13 protein-coding genes and 1 pseudogene are annotated in these 15,856 nt (G+C 55.0%); 6 read left to right on the top strand and 8 right to left on the bottom strand.

Going from position 1 to position 15,856, the window contains the following annotated elements:
* Nucleotides 1–131 precede the first annotated feature (131 nt).
* Nucleotides 132–449 carry a DUF4148 domain-containing protein gene (locus NBV64_RS10220; protein ID WP_250755694.1) on the top strand — a complete coding sequence of 106 codons (318 nt, stop codon included), beginning with the start codon at nt 132–134 and terminating at the stop codon, nt 447–449.
* Between the two features lie 15 nt (nt 450–464).
* On the opposite strand, the gene NBV64_RS10225 is transcribed toward NBV64_RS10220, so the two are convergent.
* Nucleotides 465–644 (bottom strand): hypothetical protein, encoded by a 180-nt coding sequence (locus NBV64_RS10225; RefSeq protein WP_021446589.1) that lies wholly within the window; start codon nt 642–644, stop codon nt 465–467.
* Here NBV64_RS10225 and NBV64_RS10230 point away from each other — a divergent pair.
* Entirely contained in the window at nt 643–3,051 is a 2,409-nt protein-coding gene (locus NBV64_RS10230; protein ID WP_425541733.1) for a heavy metal translocating P-type ATPase, read from the top strand. The genes NBV64_RS10225 and NBV64_RS10230 overlap by 2 nt on opposite strands.
* Before the next feature lie 144 nt (nt 3,052–3,195).
* Here the strand turns inward: NBV64_RS10230 and NBV64_RS10235 are convergent, their stop codons facing one another.
* The 5 genes from NBV64_RS10235 to NBV64_RS10255 all read right to left on the bottom strand — a co-directional run bounded on the left by NBV64_RS10235 (nt 3,196) and on the right by NBV64_RS10255 (nt 7,934).
* Nucleotides 3,196–3,636: a YtoQ family protein gene (locus tag NBV64_RS10235; RefSeq protein ID WP_060185080.1), complete on the bottom strand. Its 441-nt coding sequence runs from the start codon at nt 3,634–3,636 to the stop codon at nt 3,196–3,198.
* Between the two features lie 172 nt (nt 3,637–3,808).
* Nucleotides 3,809–4,777, bottom strand: coding sequence for a cyclase family protein (locus tag NBV64_RS10240; RefSeq protein ID WP_371477525.1), 969 nt, complete (start codon nt 4,775–4,777; stop codon nt 3,809–3,811).
* Nucleotides 4,778–4,879: 102 nt separating this feature from the next.
* Nucleotides 4,880–5,551, bottom strand: coding sequence for a DsbA family oxidoreductase (locus tag NBV64_RS10245; RefSeq protein WP_250755695.1), 672 nt, complete (start codon nt 5,549–5,551; stop codon nt 4,880–4,882).
* Nucleotides 5,552–5,654: 103 nt separating this feature from the next.
* The gene (locus tag NBV64_RS10250; protein WP_250755697.1) at nt 5,655–6,587 is read right to left on the bottom strand and encodes a LysR family transcriptional regulator; all 933 of its coding nucleotides are present in this window, start codon (nt 6,585–6,587) and stop codon (nt 5,655–5,657) included.
* 147 nt (nt 6,588–6,734) lie between these two features.
* Nucleotides 6,735–7,934 carry a tyrosine-type recombinase/integrase gene (locus NBV64_RS10255; RefSeq protein WP_250755699.1) on the bottom strand — a complete coding sequence of 400 codons (1,200 nt, stop codon included), beginning with the start codon at nt 7,932–7,934 and terminating at the stop codon, nt 6,735–6,737.
* Nucleotides 7,935–8,123: 189 nt separating this feature from the next.
* On the opposite strand from NBV64_RS10255, the gene NBV64_RS10260 reads away from it, so the two are divergent.
* From NBV64_RS10260 to NBV64_RS10275, 4 genes are all read left to right on the top strand, one after another.
* Complete coding sequence (locus NBV64_RS10260) at nt 8,124–9,188, top strand: DNA-binding protein (RefSeq protein ID WP_250755700.1); 1,065 nt, start codon at nt 8,124–8,126, stop codon at nt 9,186–9,188.
* A gap of 585 nt (nt 9,189–9,773) precedes the next feature.
* The gene (locus NBV64_RS10265) at nt 9,774–11,363 is read left to right on the top strand and encodes a multicopper oxidase family protein (RefSeq protein WP_250755702.1); all 1,590 of its coding nucleotides are present in this window, start codon (nt 9,774–9,776) and stop codon (nt 11,361–11,363) included.
* A 150-nt stretch (nt 11,364–11,513) separates the two neighbouring features.
* Nucleotides 11,514–12,716: a formate-dependent phosphoribosylglycinamide formyltransferase gene (gene purT, locus NBV64_RS10270; RefSeq protein WP_060185305.1), complete on the top strand. Its 1,203-nt coding sequence runs from the start codon at nt 11,514–11,516 to the stop codon at nt 12,714–12,716.
* A gap of 18 nt (nt 12,717–12,734) precedes the next feature.
* Nucleotides 12,735–13,193, top strand: a complete 459-nt coding sequence (locus NBV64_RS10275) for a hypothetical protein (RefSeq protein WP_035271590.1) — start codon at nt 12,735–12,737, stop codon at nt 13,191–13,193.
* A 74-nt stretch (nt 13,194–13,267) separates the two neighbouring features.
* On the opposite strand, the gene pap is transcribed toward NBV64_RS10275, so the two are convergent.
* Both pap and NBV64_RS10285 read right to left on the bottom strand, forming a co-directional pair.
* A complete protein-coding gene (gene pap / locus NBV64_RS10280; RefSeq protein ID WP_250755704.1) occupies nt 13,268–14,797 on the bottom strand; it encodes a polyphosphate:AMP phosphotransferase in 1,530 nt (509 codons plus the stop codon).
* A 239-nt stretch (nt 14,798–15,036) separates the two neighbouring features.
* A pseudogene (locus tag NBV64_RS10285) lies at nt 15,037–15,799 on the bottom strand (SDR family oxidoreductase).
* Between the last annotated feature and the right edge of the window lie 57 nt (nt 15,800–15,856).

Here is a 15,856-nt window from a genome sequence, read left to right on the forward strand (position 1 = left end):
TTCCATGAATGGAAATACGTTTGCAATATTAAGGGTTTTTACCAAGTTTAGAAAGGCTCATACTCCATCTAACGATTCGCTAAACACAACAGCGAACCACTGAAAAACACACCGTAGATTTGGAGTAAAGAATGAAAAACATCGCACGCGCAACTATCGCCAGCCTGATTCTTGGTGCCACCGCTTTGAGCGGCACTGCCATGGCAGCTACCAACAATGTCGCTACCGGCGAAAACCTGGACTACCCAGCAATTGAATCGACCGACGCTCCTTTGAGCCGTCAGCAAGTCGTTCAAGAACTGGCTGCTGCTCAAGAGCAAGGCTACATTAGCACGGGTTCCATGGGCGACTACCCACGTATCGATACCAGCTCCAAGCTGAGCCGTGATCAGGTTGCAGCAGAAGCCAAAGACTGGAACAACAACAACGGCACCTTTGTTGCTTACTAAGCTGCTGATTGATCCCTAATTAGTCGTAGTTCCCCCTTGAAACGCCTCTTCGGAGGCGTTTTTTTTATCAGCTGTTGACCTTCCCATCGGGTCAAGCCCTAAAGTGGCTTCATTGACGATCCATTGAAGGGTGATTTCGATGACAAGCAGCGCTTCAAACAAGGGCTCACGCCTGACTTTAGATGTGGAAGGCATGACATGTGCTTCCTGCGTCAGTCGGGTTGAAAAGATTATTGGCAAAGTCCCCGGTGTGCAATCGGCCCAGGTAAATCTGGCCACCAACAAGGCCACCGTGGAATTTGAGGGTGCCGCCCCGGTCGACGCCATTATGCAGGCAGTGGAAAAGGGTGGTTACAAAATTTCCCAGCAAGACATTGTGCTGGACGTGCAGGACATGACCTGCGCCTCCTGCGTGGGCCGCGTTGAAAAGGCCTTGCTGAAGGTGCCGGGCGTACAAAAAGCCTCGGTCAATCTGGCAACCGCCAAAGCGCACGTGCAAGTGGCGCAGGGTGTGAAAGCTCCTGAGCTGATCCAGGCGGTAAGCAAAGCGGGCTATCCCGCCAGCCTTGCCGAAGCGGCTGTCACGAATGACCAGTTCGAGCGTGCCGAACAAACCTACGAAACGCTGCGCAAGCGTTTCTGGCTGGCGACAGTACTGGCCTTGCCCGTTTTCATTCTGGAAATGGGCGGCCATATGGTGCCTGCTTTCCATCACTGGGTGGCCAGCACCATAGGTACACAAAACAGCTGGCTGATCCAGTTCGTGCTGACCACGCTGGTTTTGCTGTTCCCAGGCCGCGAGTTCTACACCAAAGGGATTCCTGTTCTCTTGCGCGGTGGTCCGGACATGAACTCGCTGGTCGCTGTGGGCACCCTGGCGGCCTACAGCTTCTCGCTGGTGGCTACCTTTGCGCCACAGTGGCTGCCTTCCGAATCCGTCTACGTGTACTTTGAAGCTGCCGCTGTCATCGTCGCCCTGATTTTGCTGGGCCGTGTCATGGAAGCGCGCGCCAAAGGTCGCACGTCTGAAGCCATTCAACGCCTGCTCAGCCTGCAGCCGCCTACCGCTCGTGTACGTCGCGACGGTCAGGAAATTGAGCTGCCCCTGGCAGACCTGCATACGGGCGATGTCGTGCTGGTTCGTCCCGGCGAGCGTATCCCCGTTGATGGAGATGTTCTTGCCGGTCAGAGCTATGTGGATGAATCCATGGTGACAGGCGAATCCATTGCCGTGTCCAAATCCCAGGGCGATAAAGTCATTGGTGGCACAGTGAACCAAAAAGGTTCGCTGGAATTTGAGGCTACCGCCGTGGGGCAGGACACCGTACTGGCCAATATTGTTTCCATGGTAGAGCAGGCCCAAGGCTCCAAGCTGCCTATTCAAGCCGTGGTCGACAAAATCACGCTGTGGTTTGTGCCCGCCGTCATGACACTGGCCGTCTTGACCGCCATTGTCTGGCTGATTTTTGGCCCATCGCCCGCATTGAGCTTTGCACTGGTCAATGCCGTCGCTGTGCTGATTATTGCTTGCCCATGTGCCATGGGTCTGGCCACGCCAACCTCCATCATGGTGGGGACGGGCCGAGCCGCACAGGCTGGCGTGCTGTTCCGTAAAGGGGACTCTCTGCAAGCACTGCGTGATGTAAAAGTCGTGGCCGTGGATAAAACAGGCACCCTGACCAAGGGCGCGCCCGAACTGACCGATTTTGTCTGCGCACCCGGTGAGAACCAGGATCAGGCTTTGGCAGCGATTGCCGCTCTGGAAAACTACTCCGAGCATCCGATTGCCCAAGCCATTGTCAGCGCCGCCAAGGAAAAGCAAATCACCTTGCCCAAGGCTGAGCAGTTTGAGTCCCTGACAGGCCTGGGTGTCACCGCCCAAATCGGAGCTGACCAATGGCATGTGGGTGCAGATCGCCTGATGACGCAATTAGGGGCGGACCTGTCAGCCTTTACCGAGCAAGCCCAGACGCTGGCGCAGGACGGCAAAACCCCCATGTACGCCGCCCGCAACAAGCAGGTCATTGCCTTGCTGGCCGTGGCTGACCCGATCAAGGAAACCACGCCGCGCGCCATCGAGCAGTTGCATGCCCGTGGCATCAAGGTCGTCATGATTACCGGCGATAACCGCCACACAGCCAATGCCATTGCCCGCCGTCTCAATATTGACGAAGTGGTGGCGGAAGTCATGCCTGAAGGCAAGGTGCAAGCGGTTCAGGCCTTGCGCGATACCCATCAACATCTGGCCTATGTCGGCGATGGCATCAACGATGCACCCGCTCTGGCTGTAGCAGACGTGGGGATTGCAATTGGCACCGGAACGGACATTGCCATTGAAGCGGCTGATGTAGTCTTGATGTCGGGCGATATGCAAGGCGTGGTCACCGCGATTGCCTTGTCCCACGCCACCATGCGCAATATCCGTCAAAACCTGTTCTGGGCCTTTGCCTATAACGTGGCACTGATTCCGGTAGCAGCGGGCGTGCTCTATCCCTTTAACGGCACTTTGCTCTCGCCCATGTTTGCCGCTGGCGCCATGGCCTTGTCCAGTGTCTTTGTGGTCAGCAATGCCTTGCGTTTGCGGCGGGTGAAGCTGAACTAAGGTACCCGCACAACACGTTTCACTGCCGCGCAGTAGAACCCGGTGTAAACCAAGAGGTTCTTTCAAGCAGAGAAACAAATGCCGCCCCGGTTGGGCGGCATTTTTCAGCAAGGCGATATTGCCAAACTCATCAGACTTCACCGATCAGGCTTTCAGCGTATAGCGCAAAATCTCCACGATTTGCTCGGGGCTAGTTGCCCAGGCCTGCGCACTGGCATCCACTTCTTTCAAGGGATGGATGATGTCTTCGGCGTGCAACGTCACGTACGGTTTGCCCAGGGCGGCACAGAAACCGGCATCAAAGGCAGCATTCCACTGTTTGTACTTGTCTCCAAAACGCACCACGACCAAATCCGCCTGTTCAATCAGGGTTCTGGTACGGATGGCATTGATTTTGGAGGATTTGTGATCACGCCAGAAACCTTCGCTGGCCGGTCCCAGGTGATCGCCGGCGGCATCGCTGGCATCGTGATCGGTAACAGGGCTGGTAAAGGTAATATCCAATCCAGCGGCCTTTGCACCTTGAGCAATCTGCTCGCGCCAATCCGTGTGAATTTCGCCGGACAGATAAACGGTGTAAGTCATTACATACTCCATAAAGAAAAGCCGGACGCCTCTTTAACAGGCGCCCGGCGCATTCAAACCCACCCAACAGTAGCATATTGAGCGGCACCTAACAGCAGGCAAACGCAATAAACCTTATTCGCAAACGCATCAGGGGGGGTAAAGAAACGGGTTTCTTTATGAAGCCTGTGGATCAGCGAATCGGAATGGCAACCGGACGCAGCGGAGCCGCATCACCGCCCCGGATCTTGAGCGGACCACCAATAAAGGCAAACTCATAGACCTTGTCCTTGGACAATTCATCCAGGGCAATCAATTCAATGATCGGTGCACCTTGTTGAGCCAATAGATAGGTATGCAAGGGGACGTAGTCATCAGGAACCTCGGAAGGGAAGGTTTCAAAGCTCAAGTTGTCCGCACCCACAATCATCGCACCGCCTTCCTCCACCAGATAACGAGCAGCATCCAGGCCCATGCCAGGTGGCGCGTTCATATAGGCTTTGGGATCATTAAAGAGCTTCATGCGGCCCGTGCGGATCAGGACAATATCGCCTTCTTTCAGCACCGTTTTCTGACGGGCCAGTGCATCCTTCAAGTCCTGGCGTGTGATGCGGTATTGATCGGGCAGCATGTCTACGCCTTTGGCGGCGGCCACATCAATCAAGACGCCACGGGCGATCAAGGGCGGGAATTTCTCGATACCAGTACGGTTCCAGCCACGGTCACCCAGATGCTCATCAGCCTTGAAACCATTCCAGATCTTTCCATGAATGCCGAAGTGATTCAGGGCATCGATATGGGTGCCCGTATGGCTGTACATGGAAAAAGCCGTGCCTGTGTAGCTACGAACCGCGTTCATCTCATCGCCAACTCCCATCGGGTCATCCACTGCGGTACCACGGGGGGTATGGGTCATCCAGAACTGATAGTGCGGGTCTCCCGCGTCCTGCCAACTGGGCATGCCCAAGTAGTAGTCAGTTGCCAGGTCATAGACTTTGCTGCCATCCAGACGGGACAAGATGGCAGCCCGGGAAGCAGGGGTGATCAGGTTCAAGCGACCAATTTCATCGTCCGGCCCCCAGGGGCTGATGCCCACTTCCTGAGCACTAAGGGGCAAAGGGTTGCTCGCTGGGTGAGTGGAATGAGCCAGAGAGACGCTCATGCTGCTTGCACCAACCAGCAGTAAACCGAGAAGACGGTGAGAAAAACGAATCGACATGGATGTCCTTTTATGAAGCGTAGATAAGAAAGAAAGGGGCAGCGCTTACAGCAAAGCGCGCAAACGGCTTTTGAGCATTTCGGCGGATTGGGTCTGCAAACGAGCCAACACTTGGCCGGTCTCGCGTGAGGAGACTAATAAAGTGGGGATGGTCTGGATCCCTAGCCGTACCGCTTCGGCGCGATCGGTTTGAACTCGCTGCTGCGCGATATCGCTATCCATAGCATTCAGAAAGGCCTCACCCTCAAAGCCTTGCGCAATGGCGACCTCCAGTAGCGTGTCCATATCGCCGATATTGCGACTTTCTGCCAGATGCACACGCTGCACCGCATCGAAGTAATCCCAATGGGCGTTATCGCCAGAAAGTAGCTGCGCCGCCTGACACGCCCGAGCGGACAACATTCCATGGGGATAGTCGAAGTTCTGTGCTCGCATGCCCTCGATATTGATGGACTGCGTATCGTCGTGTTGGGCGCAGGCGGCCCAGTGGCCCAGGATTTCACGCTTGGCGCGCTCCATGGAGCCGAAGGCTTCCAGCATCTGCTCGCGGCTGTCTTGCAGAACAAAGGTATGGTGGCGGACCTGGATGCCCAGTTCGGCGGCAACTTGCCGCAAGCGTGGCGACATGACATAACACCATCCGCAGACGGCATCATGGAAGAAATCAATAATCAGGGGGGAGACAAGCGGCTGGGTCGGGTGTGTTTGATCGTGCATTGTGATGTCCTTGTAAGATGGTCATCACAATAGCGTTCCCCGGAGCGGAGAATAAGCACGTGGCGGTGCAGACAGTTTTTACTCCGAGTTCATAAAGGTCTGTTTAAAGGGCGTTGGACATGGCATGGGGCAGTTGGTCGGCCAGATAATCCACGAAGGCTTTGACCTTGGGTTGCAGGTGTCGGTTGGTTGGATACACGGCGTAGATATGGCGGGGCTCATTCACCAATTCGGGCAAAACGCGTTGCAACTGCCCGCAAGCAATTGCTGGATCTGCCAGAAAGGAAGGCAGGGCGCCAATACCCAAACCGGCAATCAGAAAGTCGCGCAGCATCAGGCTGTTATTCACTTGACTATGCTCGCCTGAAAACAGCAAAGCCGTACCACTGGGGGGGTGCTGTTGAGGATTGCTGTCGAAATCACTATCAAAAGCAAGGCCCTGGGTATGTGCCAGGCTATAGCTGATCATTTTGTGATTGCGCAGATCCTGCAAGGTCTGAGGCAGGCCATGCTGCTTCAAATAGGTGGGGGCGGCGCATAATTTTTGCTCGATGGTGGCGAGGCGACGAGCAATCAGGGTGGAATCATCCAGGCTGCTACGCAAACGCACCGAGACATCAAAACCGTGAGCCACGGCATCCACGATCCGGTCTTCCATCACCAGCTCCAGCTTCAGTTCCGGATACTTGTGTAGAAAATCCGTCATCAATGGCGACAGGACGCTAAGTGCAAACGACAAGGGGGCATTCACGCGCAAGGTCCCCGTCACGCGCTGGGACTGCTGTTTGACCGAGCGCTCCAAAGCGTCCAGCTCATCCAGTATCCGACAGCATTCGGCATAGTAGCTGCGGCCAGTCTCCGTCAGACTCATGCTGCGCGTAGTGCGCTGGATCAGCACCGTATCCAGATGCGCTTCCAAGGTACGCAGTTGCTTGCTCAAACCCGCTGCGGATATCCCCAGATCCTCCGCGGCTTTGGCAAGTCCGCCCAGCTCCACAATGCGCCGGAAGGTGCGCATGACATTAAAAGTGTCCATAAGGGATAGGTACTCCAACAATCAGCTATAGCAAGGCATGGGCGGGGAGCATGTCTGAAAACAGGAACGCAGTCCCAACAGGAATCGTATCCTACCGCATTGCCGGGGGCTGTCTGCGTCTGATTTTCTTGTCTCGAAGCGGGTGCTTTATTTCCAACCCAGGCTATGGGATTGCTCCAGAGCCTGGTGACGCTGATCATCATCCGCATGCAGATAGATATTGGTCGTAGCGATAGACTCATGGCCCAAGGTGTCACGGATGATACGTAGATCCACCCCTTGATCAGCCAGGTGAGACCCTGCCGAGTGACGCAGCCAGTGAGCCGAGGCCTGCTCCAGAATACGGGCCTGGGACTCCTGATCGGGATGCAGACTCCGTAAACGATCCGCACTACCTTGAAAAACCTGTTTGACCAAAACATGCGCCATGGCCCGCGTCAAATGCTTGTCGCTGGCACCGGCGGACATTAATAAAGGATAGGGCTCCAAAGCCTGGGGCGGTCCTTCCAGCCCATGCGCTTGTCGGTAGCGCATCAATTCGCCGTAAAGCTCTTGCGTTAAAGGCACACGACGCCATTTGTCGCCCTTGCCGTGGATATGCAGCCACCACTGAGCCGTCGTTCCCGCATCAACACGTTCCTGAACATCGGCCATACGCGCCTGAACCAGTTCGGAAATGCGCAGGGCGCCGCCATAAAGAATGGAAAAGAGCCAACGTACGCGGGCTTTATAGCGCAACTCGCTCTGCGTATCTTCAGGAAGGGCCTGGATGTAATCCTGTACCCAACGCCATTGCAACCGGGTCAAGTACCGTTGCTGGGGGGCGGTGGTTTTCTTTTGACGTCGGCCCTGATGAGACAAGGCCAAAGGATTGCCCGCCAAATACCCCGCCTGTACCAGCCAGCTAAATAAAGAGTTCAGAATCAATAACGCCTGATTCCGGCTGCTTTCAGACAAGGGCCCCGCAAATGGCCGCCATGCCGCATGGTGACGGGCAGGGCGGGAGCGCCCTTGAACCACCCAGCGATGAGCGGGTTGAGGGTCCGCCAGAAACAAACGATAGGCCAGGATGTCTTCCAGGCTAAGCGAGGACAAGTCCTTGTGACGCTCCAATACCGCCCATAACAAGAGGCGCTCCGCCTCCTTGCGGTAGTTCGCATAGGTGCGTGGACTATCTATATAGCGCGCCAACCAAGCCCGCAACGCCTCTATATCTGTTTGCGCCTCAATCTGTGCACGTCCGCCGATAGACCGGTTGGCCCCTTGCCGCCCGTCAAAACGAGCCAGCAATTGAGCAATATCGTCCGATCCCAGGTCGGTTGAGGGCGAAGTGTTGGCTATTTCCATGAATAAGCAGAAAAACGAAGGCGATAAGAGAGCAGGGAAGGGCTTTCAAACCCGTGCCTGTGCCAATCAGTCTGTTTAGGGTCAGATATTTGACATTATAGAGATAATGTCAAATTATAAAATCCAATTTGTTGATAATTTTATATATTACGTTGTATTATTAATTAAATTATCAACAAAGGTGGAAAAATGGAGCAAAACCAGCCAAACGAGGGGCAAATCCTGGCCGATGTTGCCCAATTACGTGATCGCTTCAGCCATACGCAGACTTTGTACAAAGAAGTGGCCGCACTCCTGTTTTTCCGCTATGGCGTCACACCTACGGCCAACAAGCTGTACCAATTGGTGCGCAAAGGCAGCATGAGCGCTCCGGCTCAGGCACTACAGACGTTCTGGGAAGATTTGCGGGATAAAAGTCGAGTTCGGCTGGATGTGGCCGACATGCCTGAAGAGCTACAAGCCCTGACGGGGGATCTGCTGGGTCGTATCTGGCAAGAAGCGATGGGGCACTCGAAGCAGCAAATGCTGCATTACCAGACTCAGGCTGATGAACGCGTCGCACAGGCCCAAGCCCAAACCCTGGAGGCCCAACAGGCGCTGGAAGTAGAGCAGGGCGCCTTGAAAAATGCCCAAGCCCATATAGAAAAGCAGAAAGAAGAACTACAGGCAGCCAGTCAGGTACAAGCAGCTCTGAAACAAGACTTGCTGCACGCCAAACAACGTCAAAACGAGCTGGAAACCGAAAAACAATTGGTTCAACAAGAACTGCGCCGCCAAGGTGAGCAATTCACCCAGGACTTGGAGCGGCTGCAAAAGGCTATTGAGCTAACCGAAGAACGCGCCCAGGCCAACGAGCGCCGTGCCTTACTGGAAATCGACAAGGAACGCTCCATTCAAACGCGACTGCGTCAGCAAATAGAAGAGGCCGAGCAAGCAAACAAGACCCAGCGTCAAGCTCACGAACAGGAGCTGAACAAACAGCAGGATCAAATGCAGAAACTGCGCCAGGAGTTGGGGCAAGAGCAGGGCGAGCGCCGCGCGATGCAAGCGGCTATGGATATCAGCCATAACTTGGCCAAAGAGATGCAGGGGCAATTGCAAATGTTGCGTACTCGCGCTGCTTTGCTGGAGCGGGAGAATGAAGAGGCGCGCAAAACAGCCCAACGACTCAGCCAGGAACTGGAACAAGCCCAAAGCCAGCCTGTACGCCCCCTGCGGTTGAAGCGACGCCTGATCAAGAACGATCCTGAATAATAAAATCTATTTAGCAGCTTATGCCAGCCATCCGTAAGGCTGATTTGCTACGCTTGCAATCGCCTGGATAGACCACTGCGTGTAACGGTCTGTTTTAGCGTAAACGATGCACAGAAGGCTTATGCTAAGCTTTTGCCCATGCTGCGCGCACCCATTTCATCTCGCAAAACAATAGGCTGGCTTTTATTAGTCGGCCTGCTTGTTTTTTTTGCCAGCATGGGTTTGAGTAGCAGCTTTGCCGCACACGCCACGATTCAAAATACGGATCGCAGCACTGTTCAAGCGCAACATGCCTCGTCGGGGCAATCTCACCATAGCGCTCCCAACCATTGCAGCACTCCAATGAAAAGTGGTTGCTGCGCTTGTCTGGCGACGCAGGCTCCACCACCTGAAGCGGTGGCATTACAGCCCGTTTTCCCTCCCGTCCCCCTGCATCAAAACTACGTCTCCCGGCTGATTGGCCCCGCCCAGCCACCTCCGCGCTCGTCCTGATCCTCCCGTTCTAATTGCCGCCCAAGCGCTAAAAGCCTGTGCTGATCCAGCCTGGGTGGTACGTGTGTATTGATGATTGATAGGGATAAACCCATGAAACGACGCGATTTTTTTAAACTGACTTTGGGTGCCAGCCTCTTGAGTAGCCTGCCTATGCGAAGCTGGGGGCAGGGCATGATGGGGCACCACGGCTCCATGTCTGAAGGTATGCCCGGTCACGGCATGAGCACCCGCCCAGGCCTGATGCCCATAGAAAAAATGCCGGCTGGCCAGGCTCTGCAAGCTCTATCTGTACTTAAAAACAGTAGTCAGAAAAAAGGGCTTTTCCAGGCCAAAATTACTGCTGCTGCCCATCAACGCGTTCTGGCAGATGGAAAAAGCACCGAACTCTGGCTTTACAACGGCCAAGCTCCCGGCCCGCTGATCGAACTGTATGAGGGCGACCAAGTAGAAATCGAGTTTGAAAACCAGCTGGATCAGGCCACTACCATCCACTGGCACGGTTTGCCGGTTCCCTCTGATCAGGACGGCAACCCACAAGACGCGGTGATGCCAGGACAAAGCCGCTACTACCGCTTTACCTTGCCCGAAGGCTGCGCCGGTACGTACTGGTATCACCCACACCCTCATGGCAAAAGCGGTGAGCAAGTCGCCCACGGATTGGGCGGGACAATTATTGTCCGCTCTCCCAAAGACCCATTGAAAGACTATACGGAGCAACACTGGGCCATTAGCGATCTGCGGTTGGACATTAATGGCCATATTCCGGTCAACACAGGTCCTGACTGGATGAACGGCAGGGAAGGGCAGTTCGTGCTGCTGAATGGTCAACGCCAACCCCTTATCCAGGCCGGCACAGCAGAACGCATCCGTGTCTGGAACTCGTGTTCTGCCCGTTATTTGAAGCTGCACATCCCCGGCGCTCGGCTGGTTCAAGTCGGTACAGATGGCGGACTGTTAGAGCAAGCCTTGGCAGCGGCCGAGTCGATTTTGATGGCCCCGGCCGAACGGGTGGAGTTCTTTATCCAGGCGGATAAAGATCTGGATAGCAGCTTGCAAGCACTGTATTACGATCGGCAAAAAATGATGGTGCAGGAAAGTCCCGAAACCCTGACGCTGGCAACACTGAAAATCCACCATCAGGAAATCGAACTGCCCAAGCAATTACGCGCAATCCCTGCCATTCCAGCAGCCGCCAGTACCGCAAAAGTCGTGTTCAGCGAAGTCATGCCCATGAACCATGACATGCAGTCTGGGCACGGTTCTGGTATGACAAACTCATCCGGGATGAACCACCAGGGTATGGCAGGCATGGATAACGATATGATGCCCGGTATGGCTGCCATGCGTTCCATGTTCCGTATCAACAATCAGGTCTACGACATGGACCGCATCGACCTGCGTTGCCCAACAGGGCAGTGGCAGTACTGGGATGTGATTAACGATTCCCATATGGACCATCCTTTCCATCTGCACGGCACACAGTTTCAGGTATTGGCGCGCCAAACCGGGATGCAGTCCGTACCGGAGGCGTTCCGGGCCTGGCGCGACACGGTCAATCTGCGGCCCAATGAGACGGTCCGGCTAGCATTCCGCCAGGAATTGCCCGGCCTGCGCATGTTCCACTGCCACATTCTGGAGCACGAGGACCTGGGCATGATGGCGCAGCTAATGGTGGAGTAGCCTGACCCCTGAGGTAGAGCCTTGAAAACATCCGCCCTGCAAGCCTGTATGCCAGCAGGGCGGACAAAGCAGTCCTGCTTGAAAAAAACCCGGCGTCGCCTGCATTACAATACCGCTTTTGAATTTCTCATTTTCAGCGGAGCACGCGCCATGAGCCTGTTGGGCACCCCTTTATCGTCGTCGTCGGACAAAATCATGCTCTTGGGCTCGGGAGAGCTGGGCAAAGAAGTACTGATTGCGCTGCAACGCCTGGGGGTAGAAACCATAGCGGTGGACCGCTACGAGAACGCACCTGGCCAGCAGGTCGCCCATCACTCGCGCACCATCACCATGAGTGATGCCGAACAATTGCGCGCCCTGATCGAAGAAGAAAAGCCCACCCTGGTTGTGCCCGAGATTGAAGCCATTGCCACCGGCGTGCTGGAAGAGCTGGAAGCCCAAGGCAAGGTACGCGTCATTCCGACGGCCCGTGCCGCTCGCCTGACCATGGACCGCGAAGGCATCCGCCGCCTGGCCGCTGAAACCCTGGGTGTTCCTACCAGCCCCTACCAGTTCTGCGAATCGCTGGAAGAGCTTCAAGCCGCTATCGACGACAAGATTGGCTACCCTTGCGTCGTCAAACCCTTGATGAGCAGCTCGGGCAAGGGTCAAAGCAAGATCAGCGGCCCGGACGATGTTGCCAAAGCCTGGGACTACGCCATGGCGGGTGGCCGCGTCAGCCAATGCCGCGTCATTGTTGAAGGCTTTATCGACTTCGACTACGAAATCACCTTATTGACTGTCCGTGCCGTAGGCGCAGACGGCCAGATCGAAACCCAGTTCTGCGATCCCATCGGCCACAAGCAGGTAGATGGCGACTACGTTGAAAGCTGGCAGCCCCAGCCCATGAGTCCCGCGGCTCTGCAAAGCGCACGCGATATTGCCCAAGCCGTTACCCAGAACCTGGGCGGCCAGGGCTTGTTTGGCGTTGAGCTGTTCGTGAAGGGCGATCAGGTCTGGTTCAGTGAAGTCAGCCCCCGTCCACACGACACCGGCATGGTCACCATGGCCACCCAATGGCAGTCAGAATTTGAACTGCATGCACGCGCCATTCTGGGCCTGCCTGTGAATACCGCCTTGCGTATGCCCGGCGCCAGCGCCGTGATCTACGGCGGTGTAGATGCAAAAGACGTGAATTTCCTGAATGTGGCTGAAGCCTTGCGCATCCCGCAAACCGATATCCGTCTGTTCGGCAAACCCGAGAGCTTTGAAAAGCGCCGCATGGGTGTCGCATTGGCCGCAGACGCTGATCTGGAAACGGCCCGTGCAAACGCCCGCCAGGCCGCGGCCACCGTAAAAGTCCAAGCCCGCTAAAACAAGGAGTTTTCCACCATGCCCATCATCGTCGTCCTGCTGTTCCTGGGGATTATTGCGGCGCTTGTGTATGGTGGAATGCAGCTCTTTAGCCTGGTCAGTGCCAGTGCCGGAGTTATTGCCGCGATCTTGAGCCTGCTGATCGCAGCGGCCATTCTGGTGGCCCCCTTCATCGTATGGCGACGCCGTTATCTGGCCATTCACGGCAAAAAGCAGCAAGGCCAGCGCATTCTGGAGCTGGCCTTACCCGACGGTTCAATACGCCTGGATGCCCTGCAAAAACGCGGTCAGATTCAAACGGGGCAGGGAACACGAGCGTTTATTTTTGCGGATATAGACTCGGTCGAGCTGCAGGGCAGGGGATTGACGCTGACTTTGCGTAACCCAACGCAAAGTTGGGAAATCCAGCCTGCCCATACCGCAGAAGCCAAACGTTGGCGCAAAATCCTTAGCCTGGCAGCACGGCAGGATTTATAAGGCTCATCGTCAAAGCAAATCGACAATACGCCTAACCGAAGTAAAGCCTTGTCGGTAAAAAAGCACGTGCATCCTTATACCTGCTCACTCACCTGGTCAGACAAGGCCGGCTCATTCAGGCTGATCATGTGCTCATCCAAAGACTCCAGCGTCTCGACGACCGTACGCAGAACCTGAATACGGGCGGCTTTTTTGTCCTTGCTGGGCACAATATGCCAAGGTGCCATGTGAGTATCGGTCTGGGCGAACATTTCCTCCGCAGCGCGTTGATACGCCGTCCATTTCTCCCGGTTACGCCAATCGTCTTCCGTAATCTTGTAATTCTTGAAGGGCGTTTCCTCGCGGGCCTTGAATCGTTTGAGCTGCTCGTCCTTATCAATATCCAGCCAGAACTTGATCACAGCCGTACCGTTGGCCAGCAACTGTGCCTCAAATTCGTTGATTTCCTCGTAAGAACGATGCCAGGCGGCACGGGAAATCAATTTTTCCACCCGCTCCACCAGCACACGACCATACCAGGATCGATCAAAAATCGAAATTTCCCCCAGACGCGGCAGTTTGCGCCAGAAACGCCATAGATAAGGGCGTGCCAGCTCCACAGCATTAGGAGCAGAAATAGGGTGGATATCGTAAGTACGGACGTCCAGGGCTTCGGTCAAACGGCGGATAGTGCCGCCTTTACCCGCTGCATCCCGCCCCTCAAACACCAGTACCAAAGAGTGCTTGCGGAAAGCTTTACTACGCACCGCGCAAGACAAACGGCCCTGCCAATGCAAAAGCTCGGCGTCGTAATCCTGCACAGATTCTTCAGGAGGAGGGGACTGAAGCGAAGCAGTCGGGACGTTCAAGCGAAACGGGAAGGCATGCGGCTCTTTCACCTGACGCGGGACAATAGGCTTGTCCATGGCCTGCAACACCACCTTGGCCAAAGACACATCACGCAGGTTCTTATCTGCGCTAGGGATAACAACCCAAGGGGCGTAATTTCGATGGGTCAGATTGATAGTTTGCGTCGCGGCATTGCGCAAGCGATTGAATTGCTTATGAACTTTCAGGTCAGCCTTGCTGACACGCCAGGCAGTACTAGGATCAGCCATCAAGGTAGCGCATCGATCCAGTTGAGCCTGCGCAGAAAGATGGAACCACAGCTTCAAAACCTGCACGCCTTGATAGGCCAACTGCGCTTCAAAACGATTGATCAGATGGGTATACAAAGCAATCTTGGCCGGATCCGGTGCTTTACGGCCCAGCTCTTTCATTAAAGGCGCATACCAGGACCCAAACACCAAACCCGTCTGACCACGAGCGGGCAAGCTATTCCAATAACGCCACATCAAAGGGCGCATGGCTTCTTCTTCACTTAACTTGCCAAACGCCAGAGTGTGCACATGGCGCGGATCCAGCCACGTGTTCAAGGTATTGATAGCAGAGCCTTTACCCACACCGTCCATACCTGCCACCACGATCAGCAGGGTTTGATCTGCCTTATCCAGACGTTCGTACTGCTTTGACAGCAAGGCTTCACGCAGGATTTCAATCTGCGCCTTGGCCAAGTCATCACTCAAGCTGGGATCGCGTTCGGCAAACTGTAGTACATGGCCCATGGTGCTTTGCTCCGATTTACATAGCTGCTCACTATAACCATGCAAGGGAACACTTAACTACCTTCAGAGCAAAAATAATCCGGAAGAAGAGAGAGGAGTGACAAGCGATAAGAACAGGTGCTTAAGGGAATGGGGCTAATGTCTATCGATTACTGACTTTACATAATATACATTATGCGATTTTTATAATTATCCAGAACATCGTATTTCAAGGCCCAAAACCTCGTCACCCTCAATGGCTACTTGCCACCGCTCGCATCCAGGAATGTTCCCGTGATAAAGGACGCCTCAGAGCTGGCTAGCCATAAAATTGCACGCGCCACTTCCTCTGCTTGGCCACCACGGCCCCATCGGGATGCTGTCCTTTAATCGGTCTACACGGTCTGGCTCGCCGCCACTGGCATGCATCTCGGTATAAATATGCCCAGGCCGAACACAATTAACACGAATCCCTTCTCGGGCCACCTCTTTAGCGAAACCTGTTGTGAAAGTCTCCAGAGCTCCTTTCGAAGCGGCGTAATCCACGTATTCGTTTGGACTGCCAAGCTTGGCCGCTATCGAGGAAACATTGATGACAGAACCGCCTTTCCCACCATAGCGATAAGCCATGCGTTTGGCCGCCTGTTGCGCACAAAGCATGGGACCAATCGTGTTGACCGCAAAAGTGTGTTGTATACGCTCGAAGCTGAGATCTTCCAGGCGAGACTGCTGAAACAACACGCCTGCGTTATTCACCAGGACGTCTATCCGCCCAAACCTTTGGTCGATCTGCTCAAACAGCCGGCTTATCTGCTCAGGGTCTGCGCAATCTGCCTTGACAGCAAGAGCTTGCCGACCTGCCACCTCTATTGCACTGCCCACCGCCAAGGCATCTGATTCGCGCGCAACATAGCTAAGGACAACGTTATAGCCCTGTTGTGCAGCCAGGAGCGCCGTTGCCGCTCCTATGCCACGACTCCCGCCGGTAATCAAAATAACTGGATAATCTGACGCCAAACCCATTAGCCTATCTCCAACGTACTGTTTGAAGGCATGATAAGGCGAAAAACCAGGTTGGAC

Origin of the sequence: Alcaligenes sp. DN25, from assembly GCF_023674485.1 — a bacterium.
GTDB classification, from domain to species: Bacteria; Pseudomonadota; Gammaproteobacteria; order Burkholderiales; family Burkholderiaceae_B; genus Alcaligenes; species Alcaligenes phenolicus.

What these genes read in the sequence shown, in the direction of transcription:
- NBV64_RS10220 (WP_250755694.1), top strand. Translation starts at nt 132, where the DNA reads ATGAAAAACATCGCACGCGCAACTATCGCCAGCCTGATTCTTGGTGCC.
- NBV64_RS10230 (WP_425541733.1), top strand. Translation starts at nt 643, where the DNA reads ATGACATGTGCTTCCTGCGTCAGTCGGGTTGAAAAGATTATTGGCAAA.
- NBV64_RS10225 (WP_021446589.1), bottom strand. Translation starts at nt 644, where the DNA reads ATGCCTTCCACATCTAAAGTCAGGCGTGAGCCCTTGTTTGAAGCGCTG.
- NBV64_RS10235 (WP_060185080.1), bottom strand. Translation starts at nt 3,636, where the DNA reads ATGACTTACACCGTTTATCTGTCCGGCGAAATTCACACGGATTGGCGC.
- NBV64_RS10240 (WP_371477525.1), bottom strand. Translation starts at nt 4,777, where the DNA reads ATGAGCGTCTCTCTGGCTCATTCCACTCACCCAGCGAGCAACCCTTTG.
- NBV64_RS10245 (WP_250755695.1), bottom strand. Translation starts at nt 5,551, where the DNA reads ATGCACGATCAAACACACCCGACCCAGCCGCTTGTCTCCCCCCTGATT.
- NBV64_RS10250 (WP_250755697.1), bottom strand. Translation starts at nt 6,587, where the DNA reads ATGGACACTTTTAATGTCATGCGCACCTTCCGGCGCATTGTGGAGCTG.
- NBV64_RS10255 (WP_250755699.1), bottom strand. Translation starts at nt 7,934, where the DNA reads ATGGAAATAGCCAACACTTCGCCCTCAACCGACCTGGGATCGGACGAT.
- NBV64_RS10260 (WP_250755700.1), top strand. Translation starts at nt 8,124, where the DNA reads ATGGAGCAAAACCAGCCAAACGAGGGGCAAATCCTGGCCGATGTTGCC.
- NBV64_RS10265 (WP_250755702.1), top strand. Translation starts at nt 9,774, where the DNA reads ATGAAACGACGCGATTTTTTTAAACTGACTTTGGGTGCCAGCCTCTTG.
- purT (WP_060185305.1), top strand. Translation starts at nt 11,514, where the DNA reads ATGAGCCTGTTGGGCACCCCTTTATCGTCGTCGTCGGACAAAATCATG.
- NBV64_RS10275 (WP_035271590.1), top strand. Translation starts at nt 12,735, where the DNA reads ATGCCCATCATCGTCGTCCTGCTGTTCCTGGGGATTATTGCGGCGCTT.
- pap (WP_250755704.1), bottom strand. Translation starts at nt 14,797, where the DNA reads ATGGGCCATGTACTACAGTTTGCCGAACGCGATCCCAGCTTGAGTGAT.